This window comes from Streptococcus taonis, assembly GCF_029948085.1.
GTDB lineage: Bacteria > Bacillota > Bacilli > Lactobacillales > Streptococcaceae > Streptococcus > Streptococcus taonis.
In genome coordinates, this window is sequence record NZ_JARZZP010000010.1 from 53,528 (window position 1) to 69,702 (window position 16,175).

Annotated in this window: 16 protein-coding genes and 1 pseudogene; 11 read left to right on the forward strand and 6 right to left on the reverse strand. The window is 39.0% G+C overall.

Annotated features, from left to right (window positions below; all coding sequences use genetic code 11):
* The first annotated feature begins 2 nt into the window (after positions 1-2).
* Both sdaAA and QEZ38_RS06640 read left to right on the forward strand, forming a co-directional pair.
* Positions 3-875: an L-serine ammonia-lyase, iron-sulfur-dependent, subunit alpha gene (gene sdaAA / locus QEZ38_RS06635; RefSeq protein ID WP_281335391.1), complete on the forward strand. Its 873-nt coding sequence runs from the start codon at positions 3-5 to the stop codon at positions 873-875.
* Between the two features lie 23 nt (positions 876-898).
* Positions 899-1,540 carry an HAD hydrolase-like protein gene (locus QEZ38_RS06640; RefSeq protein WP_281335392.1) on the forward strand — a complete coding sequence of 214 codons (642 nt, stop codon included), beginning with the start codon at positions 899-901 and terminating at the stop codon, positions 1,538-1,540.
* Positions 1,541-1,626: 86 nt separating this feature from the next.
* On the opposite strand, the gene QEZ38_RS06645 is transcribed toward QEZ38_RS06640, so the two are convergent.
* From QEZ38_RS06645 to QEZ38_RS06655, 3 genes are all read right to left on the reverse strand, one after another.
* Positions 1,627-2,040 carry a DUF805 domain-containing protein gene (locus QEZ38_RS06645; protein ID WP_281335393.1) on the reverse strand — a complete coding sequence of 138 codons (414 nt, stop codon included), beginning with the start codon at positions 2,038-2,040 and terminating at the stop codon, positions 1,627-1,629.
* Positions 2,041-2,184: 144 nt separating this feature from the next.
* A complete protein-coding gene (locus QEZ38_RS06650; RefSeq protein ID WP_281335394.1) occupies positions 2,185-4,038 on the reverse strand; it encodes a polysaccharide biosynthesis protein in 1,854 nt (617 codons plus the stop codon).
* Positions 4,039-4,106: 68 nt separating this feature from the next.
* Entirely contained in the window at positions 4,107-4,937 is an 831-nt protein-coding gene (locus QEZ38_RS06655) for a glycosyltransferase (RefSeq protein WP_281335395.1), read from the reverse strand.
* 218 nt (positions 4,938-5,155) lie between these two features.
* Here QEZ38_RS06655 and QEZ38_RS06660 point away from each other — a divergent pair, with 218 nt between their 5' ends.
* The 5 genes from QEZ38_RS06660 to QEZ38_RS06680 all read left to right on the forward strand — a co-directional run bounded on the left by QEZ38_RS06660 (position 5,156) and on the right by QEZ38_RS06680 (position 9,309).
* The gene (locus QEZ38_RS06660; protein WP_281335396.1) at positions 5,156-6,322 is read left to right on the forward strand and encodes a CynX/NimT family MFS transporter; all 1,167 of its coding nucleotides are present in this window, start codon (positions 5,156-5,158) and stop codon (positions 6,320-6,322) included.
* 138 nt (positions 6,323-6,460) lie between these two features.
* A complete protein-coding gene (locus tag QEZ38_RS06665) occupies positions 6,461-6,787 on the forward strand; it encodes a PadR family transcriptional regulator (protein WP_000273853.1) in 327 nt (108 codons plus the stop codon).
* On the forward strand, positions 6,774-7,367 hold the full coding sequence (locus tag QEZ38_RS06670) for a DUF1700 domain-containing protein (RefSeq protein WP_281335397.1): 594 nt from the start codon (positions 6,774-6,776) through the stop codon (positions 7,365-7,367). The genes QEZ38_RS06665 and QEZ38_RS06670 overlap by 14 nt, the downstream gene beginning before the upstream one ends.
* Positions 7,360-8,307, forward strand: coding sequence for a DUF4097 family beta strand repeat-containing protein (locus QEZ38_RS06675; protein WP_281335398.1), 948 nt, complete (start codon positions 7,360-7,362; stop codon positions 8,305-8,307). The genes QEZ38_RS06670 and QEZ38_RS06675 overlap by 8 nt, the downstream gene beginning before the upstream one ends.
* Positions 8,308-8,337: 30 nt before the next feature.
* The gene (locus QEZ38_RS06680) at positions 8,338-9,309 is read left to right on the forward strand and encodes a DUF6574 domain-containing protein (protein WP_281335399.1); all 972 of its coding nucleotides are present in this window, start codon (positions 8,338-8,340) and stop codon (positions 9,307-9,309) included.
* Between the two features lie 104 nt (positions 9,310-9,413).
* Here QEZ38_RS06680 and QEZ38_RS06685 read toward each other — a convergent pair whose 3' ends face one another.
* The 3 genes and pseudogenes from QEZ38_RS06685 to QEZ38_RS09790 all read right to left on the reverse strand — a co-directional run.
* Positions 9,414-10,274 carry a DUF4299 family protein gene (locus QEZ38_RS06685; protein WP_281335400.1) on the reverse strand — a complete coding sequence of 287 codons (861 nt, stop codon included), beginning with the start codon at positions 10,272-10,274 and terminating at the stop codon, positions 9,414-9,416.
* Between the two features lie 124 nt (positions 10,275-10,398).
* Complete coding sequence (trhO, locus tag QEZ38_RS06690) at positions 10,399-11,385, reverse strand: oxygen-dependent tRNA uridine(34) hydroxylase TrhO (protein WP_281335401.1); 987 nt, start codon at positions 11,383-11,385, stop codon at positions 10,399-10,401.
* Positions 11,386-11,676: 291 nt separating this feature from the next.
* A pseudogene (locus tag QEZ38_RS09790) lies at positions 11,677-11,796 on the reverse strand (DUF3502 domain-containing protein); the annotation flags it as partial.
* A gap of 234 nt (positions 11,797-12,030) precedes the next feature.
* Here QEZ38_RS09790 and QEZ38_RS06695 point away from each other — a divergent pair.
* From QEZ38_RS06695 to QEZ38_RS06710, 4 genes are all read left to right on the forward strand, one after another.
* Positions 12,031-12,423: a hypothetical protein gene (locus QEZ38_RS06695; RefSeq protein ID WP_281335402.1), complete on the forward strand. Its 393-nt coding sequence runs from the start codon at positions 12,031-12,033 to the stop codon at positions 12,421-12,423.
* 148 nt (positions 12,424-12,571) lie between these two features.
* Positions 12,572-13,648, forward strand: a complete 1,077-nt coding sequence (locus QEZ38_RS06700) for a hypothetical protein (protein WP_281335403.1) — start codon at positions 12,572-12,574, stop codon at positions 13,646-13,648.
* An 826-nt stretch (positions 13,649-14,474) separates the two neighbouring features.
* The gene (locus QEZ38_RS06705) at positions 14,475-15,302 is read left to right on the forward strand and encodes a hypothetical protein (RefSeq protein WP_281335404.1); all 828 of its coding nucleotides are present in this window, start codon (positions 14,475-14,477) and stop codon (positions 15,300-15,302) included.
* 2 nt (positions 15,303-15,304) lie between these two features.
* Positions 15,305-15,919, forward strand: coding sequence for an ATP-binding cassette domain-containing protein (locus QEZ38_RS06710; protein WP_281335405.1), 615 nt, complete (start codon positions 15,305-15,307; stop codon positions 15,917-15,919).
* Positions 15,920-16,175 lie beyond the last annotated feature (256 nt).

Consider the following 16,175-nt stretch of genomic DNA (forward strand, 5'->3'; position numbering starts at 1 on the left):
ATATGTTTTACTCTATCAAAGAATTAGTCCAACAAGCCGAACTTGATTTTCAAGGCAATGTTGCTGAACTCATGATTACGACTGAGTTTGAGCTAACCGGTCGTGAACGCGAAGAAGTTCTCCTCCTCATGGAACGCAATCTTGAGGTTATGAAAGCTTCTGTTGAACTTGGTCTTAGTGAAAAGAAATCTCGTAGCGGTTTGACAGGTGGTGATGCTGCCAAGCTCGACCACTACATCAAAAAAGGAAAGACGCTGTCTGACTTCACTGTCTTGTCTGCAGCCCGTAACGCTATCGCCGTTAATGAGCACAATGCCAAAATGGGATTGGTCTGTGCAACTCCTACGGCTGGTAGTGCCGGTTGTCTTCCCGCTGTCCTCACAGCTGCTATTCAAAAGTTGAGTCTAACTCATGAACAACAACTAGACTTCTTATTTGCTGCGGGTGCTTTTGGCCTCGTCATTGCGAACAATGCTTCTATCTCAGGTGCCGAAGGTGGTTGTCAAGCCGAAGTTGGTTCAGCTTCAGCCATGAGCGCCGCTGCCTTAACCCTAGCTGCAGGCGGAACGCCTTATCAAGCGAGCCAAGCCATCGCCTTCGTTATCAAAAACATGCTCGGTCTTATCTGTGACCCAGTTGCAGGTTTAGTTGAAGTTCCTTGCGTCAAGCGGAACGCTATGGGAGCCAGCTTTGCCTTCATCGCAGCCGATATGGCCTTAGCTGGTATCGAATCAAAAATTCCAGTTGATGAGGTCATTGACGCCATGTATCAAGTAGGATCTAGCTTACCAACTGCCTTTCGTGAAACTGCTGAAGGGGGGCTCGCTGCCACACCTACAGGTCGTCGCCTTCAAAAAGAAATCTTCGGCGAATAATTTCATCATTATGAGGAGAATCAATGTCATCTATATCTGCTATCTTTTTTGACTTAGATGGAACACTAGTTGATAGTTCTATCGGTATCCATAATGGTTTCACCTATACCTTTGATCAACTTGGAGTTTCTAGTCCTAGTGCCAAAACCATTCGAGGTTTTATGGGGCCCCCACTAGAAACCAGCTTTGCTAGTTGTTTGCCAGCTGAGCAAATAGAGGAAGCCATCCAGCTCTATCGTTCTTATTATAAGGAAAAGGGTGTGTACGAAGCCCAACTCTTTCCACATATCAAAGATTTACTCGTAGAACTAGCTGAGCATTATCCTCTTTATATCACTACTACGAAGAATACACCAACCGCAGTTGATATGACTAGCAATTTTGGGATTGACCACTTCTTTGATGGCATTTATGGTTCAAGCCCTCAAGCCCTACACAAGGCAGATGTTATTCGTCAGGCTCTGGAAACTCATCATCTAACTCCCGAAAAAGTGGTTATTATCGGAGATACCAAGTTTGATATGATTGGCGCCCAAGAAACTGGCATTAAAAAATTAGCGGTAACCTGGGGATTCGGTGAGGAGAAAGACCTCATGGACTATAATCCTGACTGGATTGCTCACCACCCAACAGACATTTTACAGCATCTACAATTAAAACGTTAAACAAAAGACTCCCAGCCTAAAAGTTAGGTTTGGGAGCTTTTTGTCTGATCATAATGAGGAGAATGACATTCCCCATATTCGTCCAATTATTCAAAAGGGGAAACTTCTTCGATTTCAACCTCTTTAGATCTATTGATTGTTACTATTTCTACTTCTTTACTTGGCATAGCTAGCAGAACTAATAGAGCAATACCACCCATTGGAACGAAGTAAAGGAAGATGAGAGCCCAGTGAAGGCCTGCATCTCTTAGCCGACGAACTTTTACAGCAAGACTTGGTGTAAAGAACACTATACCTAAAATCATATAAATACTTATGATTGCTACTCCTAAAATAGGATCTGTTTCTCCAGCATCATTCCAGGCCATTTGAAAATAGAATATATACAGGGGTAGGAACAAAATACTATTCATCAGCCAAACCCACCAAAAGTCTGAACGTGTTGAACGGCCTGTAAAATCTGCATAGCCTTTAAAGAAATTTTTATATGCTTGAATCATAAGTTACTCCTAATTTTTTATTTACTATATCTATTCAATAACAAGTTTGTTCAAAAAACTCTGAAAGTCTCTCCAAATCTAGAAAAAAGATACTATCCCTTCCCTCCTGTCAAAAAGAATTCTAGGGATAATACCTTACTTTTATTATGAATCAGCGTGAGTTGTTTCATTGGCAAAACCGATAATGGCTTGCTTCAACTCTGAACCTTGCAAGGCACGGAATTCTTCAATCTTTTGATTGATGACTTCAAGTGGCATGACATTAACCTTACCAACAAAAATCTTATCCATGACTTGATTATCAACCAATTCAGTAGATACCAACAACTCCTCATAGAGTTTCTCACCTGGACGAATTCCCACTTCTACAATCGGAATTTCATTTTCAGTACGTCCGCTGAGAAGAACCATTTTCTTGGCCAAATCATAAATCTTAACTGGTTTGCCCATATCAAGGATAAAGACTTCCCCATCTTTAGCATAAGCTCCTGCATGGATCACCAAACGGCTAGCTTCTGGAATGGTCATAAAGTAACGAGTCATACGGAAGTCCGTCACAGTCACTGGACCACCCTCTGCAATCTGACGCTCAAAGACTGGAATCACACTACCACGGCTACCAAGAACATTCCCAAAACGAACCGCACAATAGGTAGACTGACTACGTTGGTTGAATCCTGTAACAATCAACTCTGCCACACGTTTGGTAGCTCCCATTACGTTTGGTGGATTAACGGCCTTATCGGTCGAAATCATAACCATCTTCGGTACCTTAGCGGCGTCAACTGCCTTGGCAACATTGTAAGTTCCAAGGATATTATTTTTAAAGGCTTCTTTGGGATTGCGTTCCATCATTGGCACGTGCTTGTGGGCAGCAGCATGGTAAACAATGGCTGGTTGATACTGCTCAAATACTTGAAGCAAGCGATCGTAGTCTTGGATGTCTGCAATCACAGGAACATAGTCAATTCCTTGGAAGCTACGAATCAATTCATGATAGATCAGATAAATAGAGTTTTCCCCATGCCCCAAGAGAACCACGCGCTCTGGATTAAAGCGACTAACCTGACGGCAAATCTCAGACCCGATAGAACCTCCTGCACCTGTCACTAAGATAGTTTTTCCAGTAATTTCTGAGCCTAGGCGTGACTCATCTAGTTGAATTTCTTTACGTCCCAAAAGGTCAGTAATATCGATTTTTTGGAAACCACCTACCTGAGGATGCAATCCTTGTACAACCGACTCAATCTTGGGCATCTTATAACACTTCAAGCCAAGTTGGTTACACATTTTTAGGATACGCTCATACTCTGATGGATCAAGAGAAGGAATCGCAACGATAACTTTTTCAATCTGATGACGTTTTGAGAGTTCTGGTAACTGTTCATAAGATCCTAAGACTGGGATTCCACCTAGTTTTTGACCTTTTTTCTTTTCATCATTATCCAAAATACCCACTAACTCAAGATCACTCGTAGGATGTTGGTAGCTGTTCATAAAGAGAGCTCCACCGTCTCCTGCACCAATCAAGAAGGTACGACGATGTTCCCCTTCTCCATCACTCTTTTTGCGTCTTGAATAGATCAACTGCCAAGTAATACGTGGGAGCAAGATCAAGAAGGTGCTGAGCAAGATAAAGAGAACGATGAAACGCACTGAGAAAAGTGGCAAGAAGGCATAGCAAAGGAGATAGGACAAGACACTGCTGATACTTACTCCGATGAATATCTTCATAAAGTCTGTGATTTTGCTATAGCGACTAATACTAGCATTGAGCCCCCAGAAGCCAATCATGATTTGATAGAAAAGGAAGGTCAAGCTTGTATAGATGACATAGTCCACAGGAGCTGGATTGATCAATCCATAAAACAAGATATAAGAAACAATGATTGAGGAAATCATGCTGGCAGCATCAAAAATCCCCCAAAAGACTTGTTTTTGTTGTTTATTTAACACTTCAACCAGATCAATTACATAATCTGTCATTTTTTTATTCATGTGAATGGTATCCTCCTACACAAAATCACATTTTCTAGTAATTACTAGAGGTTTTTTTAACTGATTAGCTATTTACTTTTTCTCAATAGTTTTAAAAATATAAACTGTCGGACAAATCCTGGACATAGGGCAACGACAACTTGGATTAACACACTTTTCAGATATTCGCCATAAGAAATCTGTCCACGCGCGTGCATTCTTTGACGTGCTTGGCGATAGAGTTTGAGATAGCGAAGGCCACCACGACGTTCAAACATCCCCGCTCCCACGCGCACCTTACAAAGAATCTGATCCACATTTCCAGTTCGAGCACCTGCGCTAATCATATTAAGCCAGAGCAAATCGTCTTCCATATAGAGCCCATCTTCGTAGTTACCTGCCTTGAGAACCATCTCTTTTTTAAACATAACCGTCATATGATTAAAGGCACTTCTCATACGTTGGTAATCAATGATATCCTCATGCTTAATCGGCACACGACGGTAAGAAACAATTTCGTCAGGTTGGTCGATGAATTCTGCGATATGACCACCTAGCAAGTCCAAATTTTCTGTTTCCATCAATTCAAACTGTTGCTCGAAACGATCTTCAACAGCGATATCATCCGTATCCATACGGGCAATGACGTCATACTGGCACTGCAAAACACCATACTGTAGTGCCAAGCCCAAACCACGGTTTTGCTCCAATGGATAGCGTTTGATTGGAATACTTGACTGTGCTTCCAATTCCTCCAAAACTTGATATAGTTCAGGTGTCAGTGGACCATCTTCAACGATAACCACTTCACTAGGTTTGAGCGTTTGATGTAAGATACTTTTTACAGCCTCTTCTAAGAAGACAGGATTTTCTTTGATGTAGACTGACATCAAGACGCTAAATTTCCGATTTTCAGACACAGCAGTTCTCCAATGTATAGATTTTCTTTCACTATTTTATCACAAATTTCCTGACTTTCCTATTTTTATTTGAATCCCAGAAAAAAACTAGTAAATCTCTCCTTCTTTTTACCCATGATTTCACTGAGCTAAATAGCCGATTCCCTCACACCATCTTGACATCTATAGGAAAAAGCCTTAAAATAAGCTGTTATCAAAATCAGTTTATTGAGGTGCACATGAACAAACGATCACTCTTTTTTATTCTAGGAATTATCTTAATCGGAGCGGTCTTAAGAGCTCCTTTTACGGCCTTACCGACTATTTTAGGAGATATTGCCCAAGGTTTAGGCGTGGAAGTTAGTTCACTTGGGGTTTTGACCAGCCTTCCTCTCTTGATGTTTGCTCTTTTCTCATCTTTTGCGACGCGTTTGGCTCAAAAGATTGGACTCGAGCACCTTTTTACCTACAGCCTCCTCGTCTTGACCGTGGGTTCAGCGATTCGTATCTTCAATCTTCCCCTTCTCTATCTGGGAACCTTACTCATCGGAGCAAGTGTCGCTATTTTTAACGTACTTCTTCCTAGCCTGATTCAGGCAAACTACCCGCAAAAGATTAGCTTCCTGACAACGGTTTATGTTACGACTATGGGAATCGCGACAGCACTAGCTTCCTACCTCTCTGTACCCATTACTCAGGCAACATCTTGGAAGGGGCTGATTCTCTGCCTGTCCATGGTCTGCCTGCTAACCTTATTGGTCTGGTTCCCCAACCATGGCCACAATCATTTTCTAGAAGGGCATGAAGAGAAAAAAGAAAAAGAGAATATCCTAAAAAGCAAGCAAGTTTGGGCTATTATTGTCTTCGGTGGACTTCAGTCCCTACTCTTCTATACCAGCATGACCTGGTTACCAACCATGGCCATCAGTGCAGGGCTAGCTCATACGGATGCCGGACTTCTGGCTTCTATCTTTTCACTAATTAGCATTCCCTTCTCCATGACCATTCCAAGTTTAACGACGCGTTTGTCAAATCGTCACCGTCAAATCATGTTAGCAGTCATCTCTCTGGCTGGTATGTTAGGAATTGCTATGCTTTTATACCCAAGTAGTAATTTCTTTTATTGGCTGATGGCTCACCTCTTGATTGGCACGGCCTGTAGCGCACTTTTCCCCTATCTCATGGTTTGCTTCTCTATTAAAACAAGCTCGCCGGAAAAAACTGCCCAATTATCTGGTCTTGCCCAGACCGGTGGTTACATTCTAGCCGCCTTTGGACCAACTCTCTTTGGTTACAGTTTTAACATGTTCCAGTCTTGGGTTCCAGCGGTACTGATTCTTCTAGTAATTGATATCATCATGACAATCGCCCTCTTTATGGTGGATCGAGCGGATAAAATCCTCTAATCTTCTAGTTTTTACTAGAAGATTTTTTATATATAAAAATTTTACACATATTGCTTGACAGGGCTTACAAATAGATGTATGATGTATGTGTAGAATAATTATATATAAAATTTTTACATACTAAAAAGGAGGTGCCCCATGTATTTTCCAACATCATCGGCCTTGATTGAATTTCTCATCTTGGCCATCCTAGAACAAGGGGATTCCTATGGTTATGAGATTAGCCAAACCATTAAACTCATTGCCAAAATCAAGGAATCTACCCTCTACCCCATCTTGAAAAAACTGGATACCAACCGCTATCTGACTACATACTCTCGCGAATACCAAGGTCGGATGCGCAAGTACTACTCCTTGACAGAAATTGGAGAGGAGCAACTCTTTGTCCTTCGAGAAGAATGGACACTCTACACTGACACTATCAATGGCATCATAGAAGGGAGCATTCGCCATGACAAGAACTGAATATTTGAATCAGCTTGAAGCCTATCTGATGAAGCTGCCTCAATCTGATCGTATCGAAGCCATGGACTACTTCAAAGAACTCTTTGATGATGCTGGGCCAGAAGGTGAGGAGGAGCTTATCGCTAGCCTGGGAAGTCCAAAAGAAGCTGCCCATGATGTCCTGACTACACTTCTTGATAAGAAAATCAACGAAGAAAATTCCAGCAAGAACGACCGCTATATTTTACGCATCGCTCTTCTAGCCCTTCTTGCAGCTCCTATCGGAATTCCAGTCGGAATTGCTCTTCTCATGGCTATCATCGGGATTTTTATCGCTGCTGTCAGCGTACTTATAGCCTTCTTTGCTGTATCAGTAGCTGGACTAATCCTAGGAGGCATTCTCCTATTTGAAAGCTTCTATGTTCTGGCTGAATCTACATCTGCCTTTGTGCTGATTTTTGGGGGTGGTTTACTGGCGATTGGAGCTTCATCCCTAGTCTTACTAGCCACTTCCTACGTAACCCGTTTCTTTGGATTACTAGTTCTTCGACTCATCCAATGGATTCTTAATAGAGGAAAGAGAGGTGAAAGACATGCGTAAATGGACAAAAGGATTTCTTATCTTTGGTGTTGTTACCAGTATCATCGGTTTTTCAATGATGATCATCGGTATCCAAACAGATGGTGTCAGAAGCCTCCTTGCAATGTCTCAAAATCCAGTATTTGAAAGTCGAATGGAAGAGCTCGTTTTTGACCAAGATATTGAAAATCTAAACATCTCACTAACAGAACATTCGCTCGTCATTACGGAGTCAAACGATGATAAGATTCACATCCAGTATCATCCAACCATCTCTGAAAAAGAAAATCTTCAACACTCTATCAAAGAGAAAAGTCTTGAAATAACTGATACCAAATCAACTACACGTCGCTCTATAGGTTCTAGTATCGAAGGTATCCTCTATATCGCAAGCGGAATTTCCAGCCGCAATGATGAAGTTGTTCTCTCATTACCAAGAGGAAAAGACTTAAAAAATCTAACTGCCCAGGTAAACCATCGTATCCTTTCAATTGCCAATGCAAAACTCAGCAATGCCAAGATTCTGTCAAATGGCTATCTTCTTCGTATCACTGATAGCGAGATTAAAAATAGCCAACTGATCACAACTGGAATTGTCAATGTATTTGAAACCAGTCTAACAGATAGCCTCATCCAAGCAGACCATGAACATATCTCTGCTGAGGATATTCAAGTACATGGTAAGGTAGAGCTAAAGTCAAAAAAAGATATGGTCATCAAACTAGCTAAAAAAGAACTTGAGAGAATTAATGTAGAACTTTCTTCTGACCATGGTTCCATCTATCATCGTAGTCGGGAAGGATATAATCCAAACGAGGAAAACAAGGAAGATGAAGAGTTCTCTAATCCTTACAAATCAGAGAAAAAAGATACACAAGATTTACTTGTCGCAAAAGCTAGTCAAGACATCAATCTACCAAAAGAGGATGTTCGCTCGCCTTCTTATAGACATCATGAATAAAAAGTTACTAATCAAAAAGGAGGTCTCATCATGACTCAAGAATGGTTCGAAAGTGCTGATTTCGAGAAAACAGCCAACAATGAGAAAAAAGATAACCTATCTGACCCAGTCATTCCCCAAGAAGAACTAAAAGAAAAAGAAGAGTTGCCAGTAGTTGAGGAAAAACCTCAAGCCAATTCTGAAGAACAAGAAGCTGATCTAGAGAAAGTAGAGAGTGACGAACACGAAGAAATCGTAGCAAATACAGACAAGTCAGAAGAACCTGTTAAAGAAGTTTCTCAGACAAGCAAACCTTTAACCAGCAAATCTTTGGAAAGCCCGTTTTTACCAGATTCTGTATCTGCCAAAACAGCACTATTCGCAGTATTCAAAGAAGAACTGGCTGATCTTTGGTTTTGGCTACAAGGTGCCCTTAAAGAACCGACAGCAAGCATTGATACAGATAAAAAACATAGTTATAATGCCTTTGCCCTGCTGACTATCTTTTCTTCTCTTAGTTTCTTCTGTGCGATTTATCATATCAAGCATAACTACTACGGCCATATGGCGGCTATCAACTCTCATGCCTTCGAGCAGTTCCCTTCACTGAATCTCTTTTCTATCTTCTCCATCTTGGTAGCGACAAGTTTATTCTTCTTTTCTATCCTTATGGGTGGATTTGTAGTTAAACGTTTTGTCAATCAGGACAATGACTGGACACTGGAAAAATCCTTGCAAGAGTACAGCAGACTCTTCGCCCTTCCTCTCCTGCTCACAGGTATTGCCAGTTTCTTTGCCTTCTTTAATAGTCTACGCTTTGCGGCTCTTCTCTGCCTCATTAGCACTGGTCTGGTACTTCTTGCCAACCTCTATACAATCTCAAGACCTAGCAAGGATAGCTCAACTGATCCCTTCTATCGCCTGCTCTTGGCTGTCCTCGTCAACGGAAGCGTCCTATTTCTCTTCTTCCTAGCAGAAATGGCACTGGTTTTTGATTATCTCCGAATCCTAGCTTTTATGTAAGATAAAATCCTGTCACTCTGACAGGATTTTTTGTGTACACAAAAAGCAGATCAAACGACCTGCCTTTTCACATTATTTAAAACCAATATCTTTCATTTATGCCTCTAGTTACCTTTTACTAAGTTCTCAAAATCTTCCCCCAAAACAGGTCCTACTTCTATTTGGTTGGCGTCCAAATCCTGACAAAGTTCCTTTGGAAGAACTTCTAAAAAGGCTTGGTAATCCAGTCTAGCTACTGCTTCATAGTCTTCAGGCCTAGAACCGTCTCCAGAGATTTTTACCAAGTCAATCTCCCAGACAAGGTCCTTACCAGCCAACTGCTCAACATAAGGCACAGGAACAACAGGACCTTTGGGCAAAACAGTCTTAACTCCCTGGGCTAGATGGTAGATACCGTGAACCTTACCCTCACCATCTGGGTAGAACTTAGCACTTGCAGGATAGCCATCAGACCCTTGAACTTTTTTGACCAATGCCTCAAAACATGCCAAACCATCATTTCCAAGAAAAGCTTCCAAATCCGTCTTGTCAAAGTAAACAGGTGAAAGAATTCCTTGGCAGAAATATAGGCGAGCAGCCTTATCCGCTAGATAGCTCTTAACCGTTTCTTGAAAATAGTTTTCCAAATCAAAGTCTGCCAAGCCTTCAACCGCTTCACCAACCTTGCTAGACAAAGCCCGCAAGAGTTCTTCTACAATCTCCCAGTCAGCTCTTGTGATAAAATCAGGAATGACCACCTGATAGCCTTTTTGAGAGTCAAGGTAGCAAACTTTAAAGAGAAACTGAGATTTTCCCACAATAGCACACTCGATATACTCAAGGCGATTGAGGGGTTGACGGAGGTAAACAGCATCATAACTATGTGACTCTAAGCCATCTACTAGGGCCAAGACTGACTTAGCTGTTAAAATCTCCTGTTGTCCTAAAATACTTTGTTTATTTGGAATAAAAAATGTTTTCACCATAAATGGTCTCCTTTGAAATCGTTTACATATAGTATACACCATTTTCCTGAAAGATGCAGAAACAAATTTAAGATTTTTTGGTCAAAAGCATAGAAAAACAGCCCTTTAGGACTGTTAATGTTTATTATACAACTTCAGAATGGTCTAAACTCTCACCAATTGCTGCTAGACGCTCGATGACTTGATCTTGTGTCAATTCATGTTCTAAAACATAACGATTACGTGGGTGAACACGACACTCGTGTGAGCAACCACGAAGATATTTGTCTTCGTTGTCTTCTGATGCCAAGATACGACGGTTACAGAATGGATTTCCACAGTTGACATAGCGTTCACATGGTGTTCCATCAAACCAGTCTTTCCCTACAATGGTTGGATTTACATGGTTGACATCGACTGCAATACGTTCGTCAAAGACATACATTTTCCCATCCCAAAGTTCCCCTTGAACTTCGGGATCTTTCCCGTAAGTCGCAATTCCTCCATGCAATTGACCGACATCTTTGTAGCCTTCACGGACCATCCAACCTGAGAATTTCTCACAGCGGACTCCACCTGTACAGTAAACTACGACACGTTTATCCATGAATTTTTCCTTGTTATCACGAACCCATTGTGGTAATTCACGGAAGTTGCGAATGTCTGGACGGATAGCCCCACGGAAGTGTCCAAGGTCGTACTCATAGTCATTACGAGTATCAAGGACCACTGTATCTTCGTCTAGGAGAGCTTCTTTGAATTCTTTTGGAGACAAGTAAGCACCTGTTGTTTCAAGAGGATTGATGTCGTTATCAAAGTTATCATCCTCTAAACCAAGGTGAACGATTTCCTTTTTGTAGCGAACGAACATCTTCTTAAAGGCTTGCTCACTTTCTTCGTCAATCTTGAACCAGAGGTCTTCCATACCTGGAAGGCTGTGAACGTAGTCCATGTATTTTTGCGTTGTTTCGTAGTCACCAGAAACGGTTCCGTTGATCCCTTCGTCAGCCGCTAGGATACGGCCCTTGAGGCCAATAGACTTACAGAAAGCCAAGTGATCTGCAGCAAATTGTTCCGCGTTTTCGATGGGAACATATTTATAGTAAAGTAAAACTCGAATATCTTTTGACATTTGCTTCTCTTTTCTAGATTAAATTATCAGAATTTTTCATTCAACTATACCAGTATACTCCCTCAAGAAAGCGAATGCAATTTATTTGACCGAAAATTGAAAACAAGACCCATTTTCATATCTTGTTTGAGCTGCGTCTGTGTCCAATCTTATATGTAAGAACAAATCTCTAGACACAAATACAGATAATTATGTTCATTTGTCCAAAAAAAGAATCACCACCTCATCTGGAAAAACCAGACAAGGCAGTGATCGCTCTTTTTAGGAATGAATACACGAAATCAATCTATCTTAAGATTTTTTGTTTTTCAAGAATTCGTCGTATTGTTTTTGCATTTCATCCAATACTTTTTGGTAAGCACCTTCAGATTTAAGTTTTTCCATCAATTCTGGAATAGCTTTTTCTGGGTCAAATATAATAAAATGGAATGAGAATCGAACGATTTAATTTTGGAATCCAAATCAATTTATAACAATATTTTAGAAGAGGTATTGTGCTATTCTAAGTCCAATTTAATATAATAATTTAACCATATTTTATGAGATATGTAAACCTAATAATTTATTTTATAGTTGACATTATAAAAATAAATGAGTATAATATAAATGAAATCGGTTTCATTAAAATATAAAGGAGGTATTGTGATGACAAATTTGAAAAAATGCATCGCATTAGGACTGGGAGTCGCTTGCTTACTCCCCTTAGCTAGTCAGACTGTTTCTGCTGAGATGGTGTACTTCAATCTTCATGTTACACGCGAAGACTATTCCGTTAGTAGCCGAAAGACTGAAAAAACAGACGGCGCTCCTGCTGTTGCTAATATCACAGGTGGTCTTAGTTGGGGAAAAAAGGTCAGAATTCGCGCTTGGACTGATACTGAAAATGAACCTGCAACTGAGATGAAAATAGCTGATTCAAATGGTCGCTATAATCTTCACTATAATGACGGTTATGGGACAATTGGACGCTATTATTATCTCAACGCCTCTAAATATGGTTGGCTCGACTCGAATATTACAGGACGTTTTGACCCTTAATTCGTCTCAAAACAAAAGGTAGCAAACATTGGGTTATTCGCTAGTTAATCATTTGAGCGCTCGCTAGCCTAAAGCCCCCTTCTAAGAGTGGAGGCAGTATCTTAAAAGTATCATGCCTCTGCTCCTTTTTTAAAAGGAGTTTTTTACTATGAAAAAATACCTATTATTTCTACTTATTCTTCCCTTTATCTTTTTAACAGCTTGTCAATATAACAAAAAACAAATAACGGAGATAAATAAGGAAAATCTCCCCATAAAAGAAGGTTATAAAGAGATAACAGAGCAAATCTATCTCGCAGACCAGATAGATACTTCCTATGAAGAAGAATTACCTTTTTGGGACTCAAAAAAAGGAGACAAAGAAACATTGGTAACAGCTATCCAAAATTTTATGGGAAGTGATAGTGAAATTAGTGAAATTATTGCCGATAAGCATCCTTTAACCAGACTACAAAAAGGAAAGATTAGGGCAGATATTACCGTCAATAAAACTGGATCATGGATTCGTTTAACATCTGATCAAACATCAGATTTATCACATATTTTCCACAACCTACGATTAGATGCTATTGAAAATAATCTAAATATAACCGACTTTAAAGAAGAACTTCCATTTTCAAAAGAAGACAGTGTTAACAAAGTTAAGCAATTTCTAAATACCCTCCAATTAGGATTTGACGATTATGATTATCTCATCTACGCTATCTCAAAAGAAACACTCCTTGAATATCTCCCGACCTACGAAAGAAATGCCAAAGAATTAAAAGGAACAAAAATAGCCAAAGACAATCTGACCGATATGTACTATATTACTGTTTTTCCAAAACTTTCTGATAAAAGAGTTATTGATGGAGAAACTCAGCTAGGTTCATCTGGAGAGATTAATTTTGTTCATGGTCCTGACCTAAACTTTATCATCACCCAAACAGGGATTCAAGGAATTGACTTAGCTGGTGTTATCTTACCGACCCAAAAAACAGATAAAATGGCTACTCTTTCTGTCCAAAAAGGATTAGATGTTTTAAAAGAAAAATATGGAAATTTGATTTTGGACAGCCCAATTTATATTGAGTCATTTACAATCGAGTATATACCTATTCCCACTCAAGAAAAAGAACTCTATGGAGGAAATCTCTATCGTCCCTTCCTAATCTTTAAAATCAAAGAAAAAGATCGTATAGATAAAATAGTTATCGATCCCACAAACTGGAAAGAGGTAAGTTAGATGAAAATACTCCCCCTCTTTAAATATACGCTAAAAGATTGGAGGATTTGGATTGGATTACTCTTTTCCTTAGTAGTTGCATTGATGATGTCCTATACAGATTTAACAATGAAACTAGACGGAGGAAATTCACTTGCAGTCCTTGATTATTTCATGCTCTCCTTCTCTAGAAATCTAGCAATGTCATTATATATCTTAACGGCATCTTCAACTGTAGTAACAGACTTTTCACAAGACTACCATCAAAATAGACTTCCTTTTTTACTTAGCCGTATGTCTCTGCGACAATACGCTTCTTCCTTCGTCAAACGGTTAATTTTCCGTTCTTATTTTGTAGGACTAATCTTAGGATTCTGTTTTTTAGTTCTCCTCTCCTTTTATTTTCCCCTTACTAATTCATACTATTCATCTACCTTTAGCAATCAGTGGTTGTTAAATCAAGGATTTATATTCCTTTTCTACTTCCTTCTCATTAGTCTAATTGGACTCTATTTTGCATTCTTTACTCTATTAGGTGGGGTTCTCTCCGTTTTTTACCCTAATATATTAATGGTCTATCTTCTTCCAAGCATGACCTGGTTTGTCCTCACAAAATTCGGTTTAGAGAGAGTTCTCCCATTTTTTACTCTACCACATATCGTCTTAACGACAGATGATTATTTACGAGAAGGTCTAGAGTATTTTAAAGTAGGTGACGAAAACTTTCGAAATATTTTTTCACTACTTTATCCTTATATTTTCTTAATTCTATGGGCACTTTTGTCAATAGAAATCATTCGACTAGCTCTTAAAAAACATTGGCATTTTTATGATAAGGAGTAATCTTATGGAGATTATACGTGTGGTAACTATTCTCTTAAAACAACAATTCACCTTTAAACGATTGTTGCCTATCTTAATTTTCTTTCACCTCTATACTTTGATTTTAATGCTACCTTTTTCTAATTTAGCTAATCACTTCAAAGAAACTTATCCTGTCAGCATTGTAACCGTTCTCTTCACAAGTCAATGGTTCACTGCGATTGCTATTTTATCTGTCATACTACTATTTAGCAATCTTCCTTTAAAAGATACTTTCCAGTTTTGGTTAATCTTAAAAATAGGACAGAAAAAGTGGATGCTCTCCCAGTTTATTTATCTGGTTATCGCGAGCTTAATCGCTTCAATTTACCAAATCATCAGCATTCTAATCACTTTTCTCCCTACACTACACTTTTCCAATCATTGGGGACGTCTCCTACCCTCCCTAGCTCAAGGACGCATTTCATTTCCGGAAGGTGTTGATAGCATGACGCATCTACGCTCAATTATACTGCAATATTATTCTCCCTATGGAGCTTTTTTTCAAATATTCTTATTGTTATTCCTTATGTTCATATTGATTGGGGGAGTGATTTTCGTTTTCAATAGTCATTATTCTAATTTAGGAAATACCTTAGCTTGTGGATTAGTTATTGTAGAATTATTTATTACAGAAGCCTCACGTTTCTGGATTAAATTTTTATCTCCTTTAACTTGGCTAGACTTTCATTATATTAAATACGAAGCCCATTCTGGCTTACTATCCCTACCAGAAATAATTACTCGTATCCTACTTTTATACCTTTTGCTCGTCATAATCCTAGTTATTATGAAAAAAATAAGGAGACAATAGATATGACAGACTTACATTTAAAATCTATTCGTAAAAACTATAAACACAATGTAATTTTTGAAGACCTTTCCTTTGAATTTTCCAGTGGAAATATATACGGAATTGTTGGATATAACGGTTCAGGAAAAACAGTTTTACTCAAGTGTTTAGCGGGATTAGAAGCTATAACTGAAGGAAAAATCGAATTAGATGGAAGCATACTTGGAATAGATTTTCCCTTCTTACCAAGTGTAGGTGTTATTATTGAGACTCCAGGATTTCTGGAAGGCTATTCTGGTTTTGATAACTTACATCAACTAGCTCTAATCAAAAATAAAATAGGGGAGAAAGAAATCATTCAGAGTATGATAGATGTAGGACTCGATCCTAGTTCTTCTAAAAAAGTAAAACACTACTCTTTAGGAATGAAACAAAAACTAGCTCTAGCACAGGCTTTTATGGAAAATCCAGATATATTACTCTTAGATGAACCAATGAACGGACTTGATAAGCAATCTGTTCAAAAAATTCGAGAAAAATTACTCTACCTAAAAGAAAAGGGTAAGCTCATTATTCTAGCTTCTCATATAGAACAAGATATCGAATGTCTCTGTGATGAAGTTCTATACTTGGGATAAGAATGATTTATTACAGAGACAACACTCCTCATAAAATAGCAATTTTATAAAAAAAGACCAACTATCCCTGAATTATATTAGTTGGTTTATTTTTCATTCCAAAAAATCACCGCCTTCCCCAGACAAGCATGAGGAAAACAGTGATTCAGTTTTTAGGAATTAGGAATGAATACACGAAATCAATCTATCTTAAGATTTTTTGTTTTTCAAGAATTCGTCGTATTGTTTTTGCATTTCATCCAATACTTTTTGGTAT

Bases quoted from the DNA above. Each gene is read 5' to 3' on its own strand.
- sdaAA (WP_281335391.1), top strand. From the start codon at position 3: ATGTTTTACTCTATCAAAGAATTAGTCCAACAAGCCGAACTTGATTTT.
- QEZ38_RS06640 (WP_281335392.1), top strand. From the start codon at position 899: ATGTCATCTATATCTGCTATCTTTTTTGACTTAGATGGAACACTAGTT.
- QEZ38_RS06645 (WP_281335393.1), bottom strand. From the start codon at position 2,040: ATGATTCAAGCATATAAAAATTTCTTTAAAGGCTATGCAGATTTTACA.
- QEZ38_RS06650 (WP_281335394.1), bottom strand. From the start codon at position 4,038: ATGAATAAAAAAATGACAGATTATGTAATTGATCTGGTTGAAGTGTTA.
- QEZ38_RS06660 (WP_281335396.1), top strand. From the start codon at position 5,156: ATGAACAAACGATCACTCTTTTTTATTCTAGGAATTATCTTAATCGGA.
- QEZ38_RS06665 (WP_000273853.1), top strand. From the start codon at position 6,461: ATGTATTTTCCAACATCATCGGCCTTGATTGAATTTCTCATCTTGGCC.
- QEZ38_RS06670 (WP_281335397.1), top strand. From the start codon at position 6,774: ATGACAAGAACTGAATATTTGAATCAGCTTGAAGCCTATCTGATGAAG.
- QEZ38_RS06675 (WP_281335398.1), top strand. From the start codon at position 7,360: ATGCGTAAATGGACAAAAGGATTTCTTATCTTTGGTGTTGTTACCAGT.
- QEZ38_RS06680 (WP_281335399.1), top strand. From the start codon at position 8,338: ATGACTCAAGAATGGTTCGAAAGTGCTGATTTCGAGAAAACAGCCAAC.
- QEZ38_RS06685 (WP_281335400.1), bottom strand. From the start codon at position 10,274: ATGGTGAAAACATTTTTTATTCCAAATAAACAAAGTATTTTAGGACAA.
- trhO (WP_281335401.1), bottom strand. From the start codon at position 11,385: ATGTCAAAAGATATTCGAGTTTTACTTTACTATAAATATGTTCCCATC.
- QEZ38_RS06695 (WP_281335402.1), top strand. From the start codon at position 12,031: ATGACAAATTTGAAAAAATGCATCGCATTAGGACTGGGAGTCGCTTGC.
- QEZ38_RS06700 (WP_281335403.1), top strand. From the start codon at position 12,572: ATGAAAAAATACCTATTATTTCTACTTATTCTTCCCTTTATCTTTTTA.
- QEZ38_RS06705 (WP_281335404.1), top strand. From the start codon at position 14,475: ATGGAGATTATACGTGTGGTAACTATTCTCTTAAAACAACAATTCACC.
- QEZ38_RS06710 (WP_281335405.1), top strand. From the start codon at position 15,305: ATGACAGACTTACATTTAAAATCTATTCGTAAAAACTATAAACACAAT.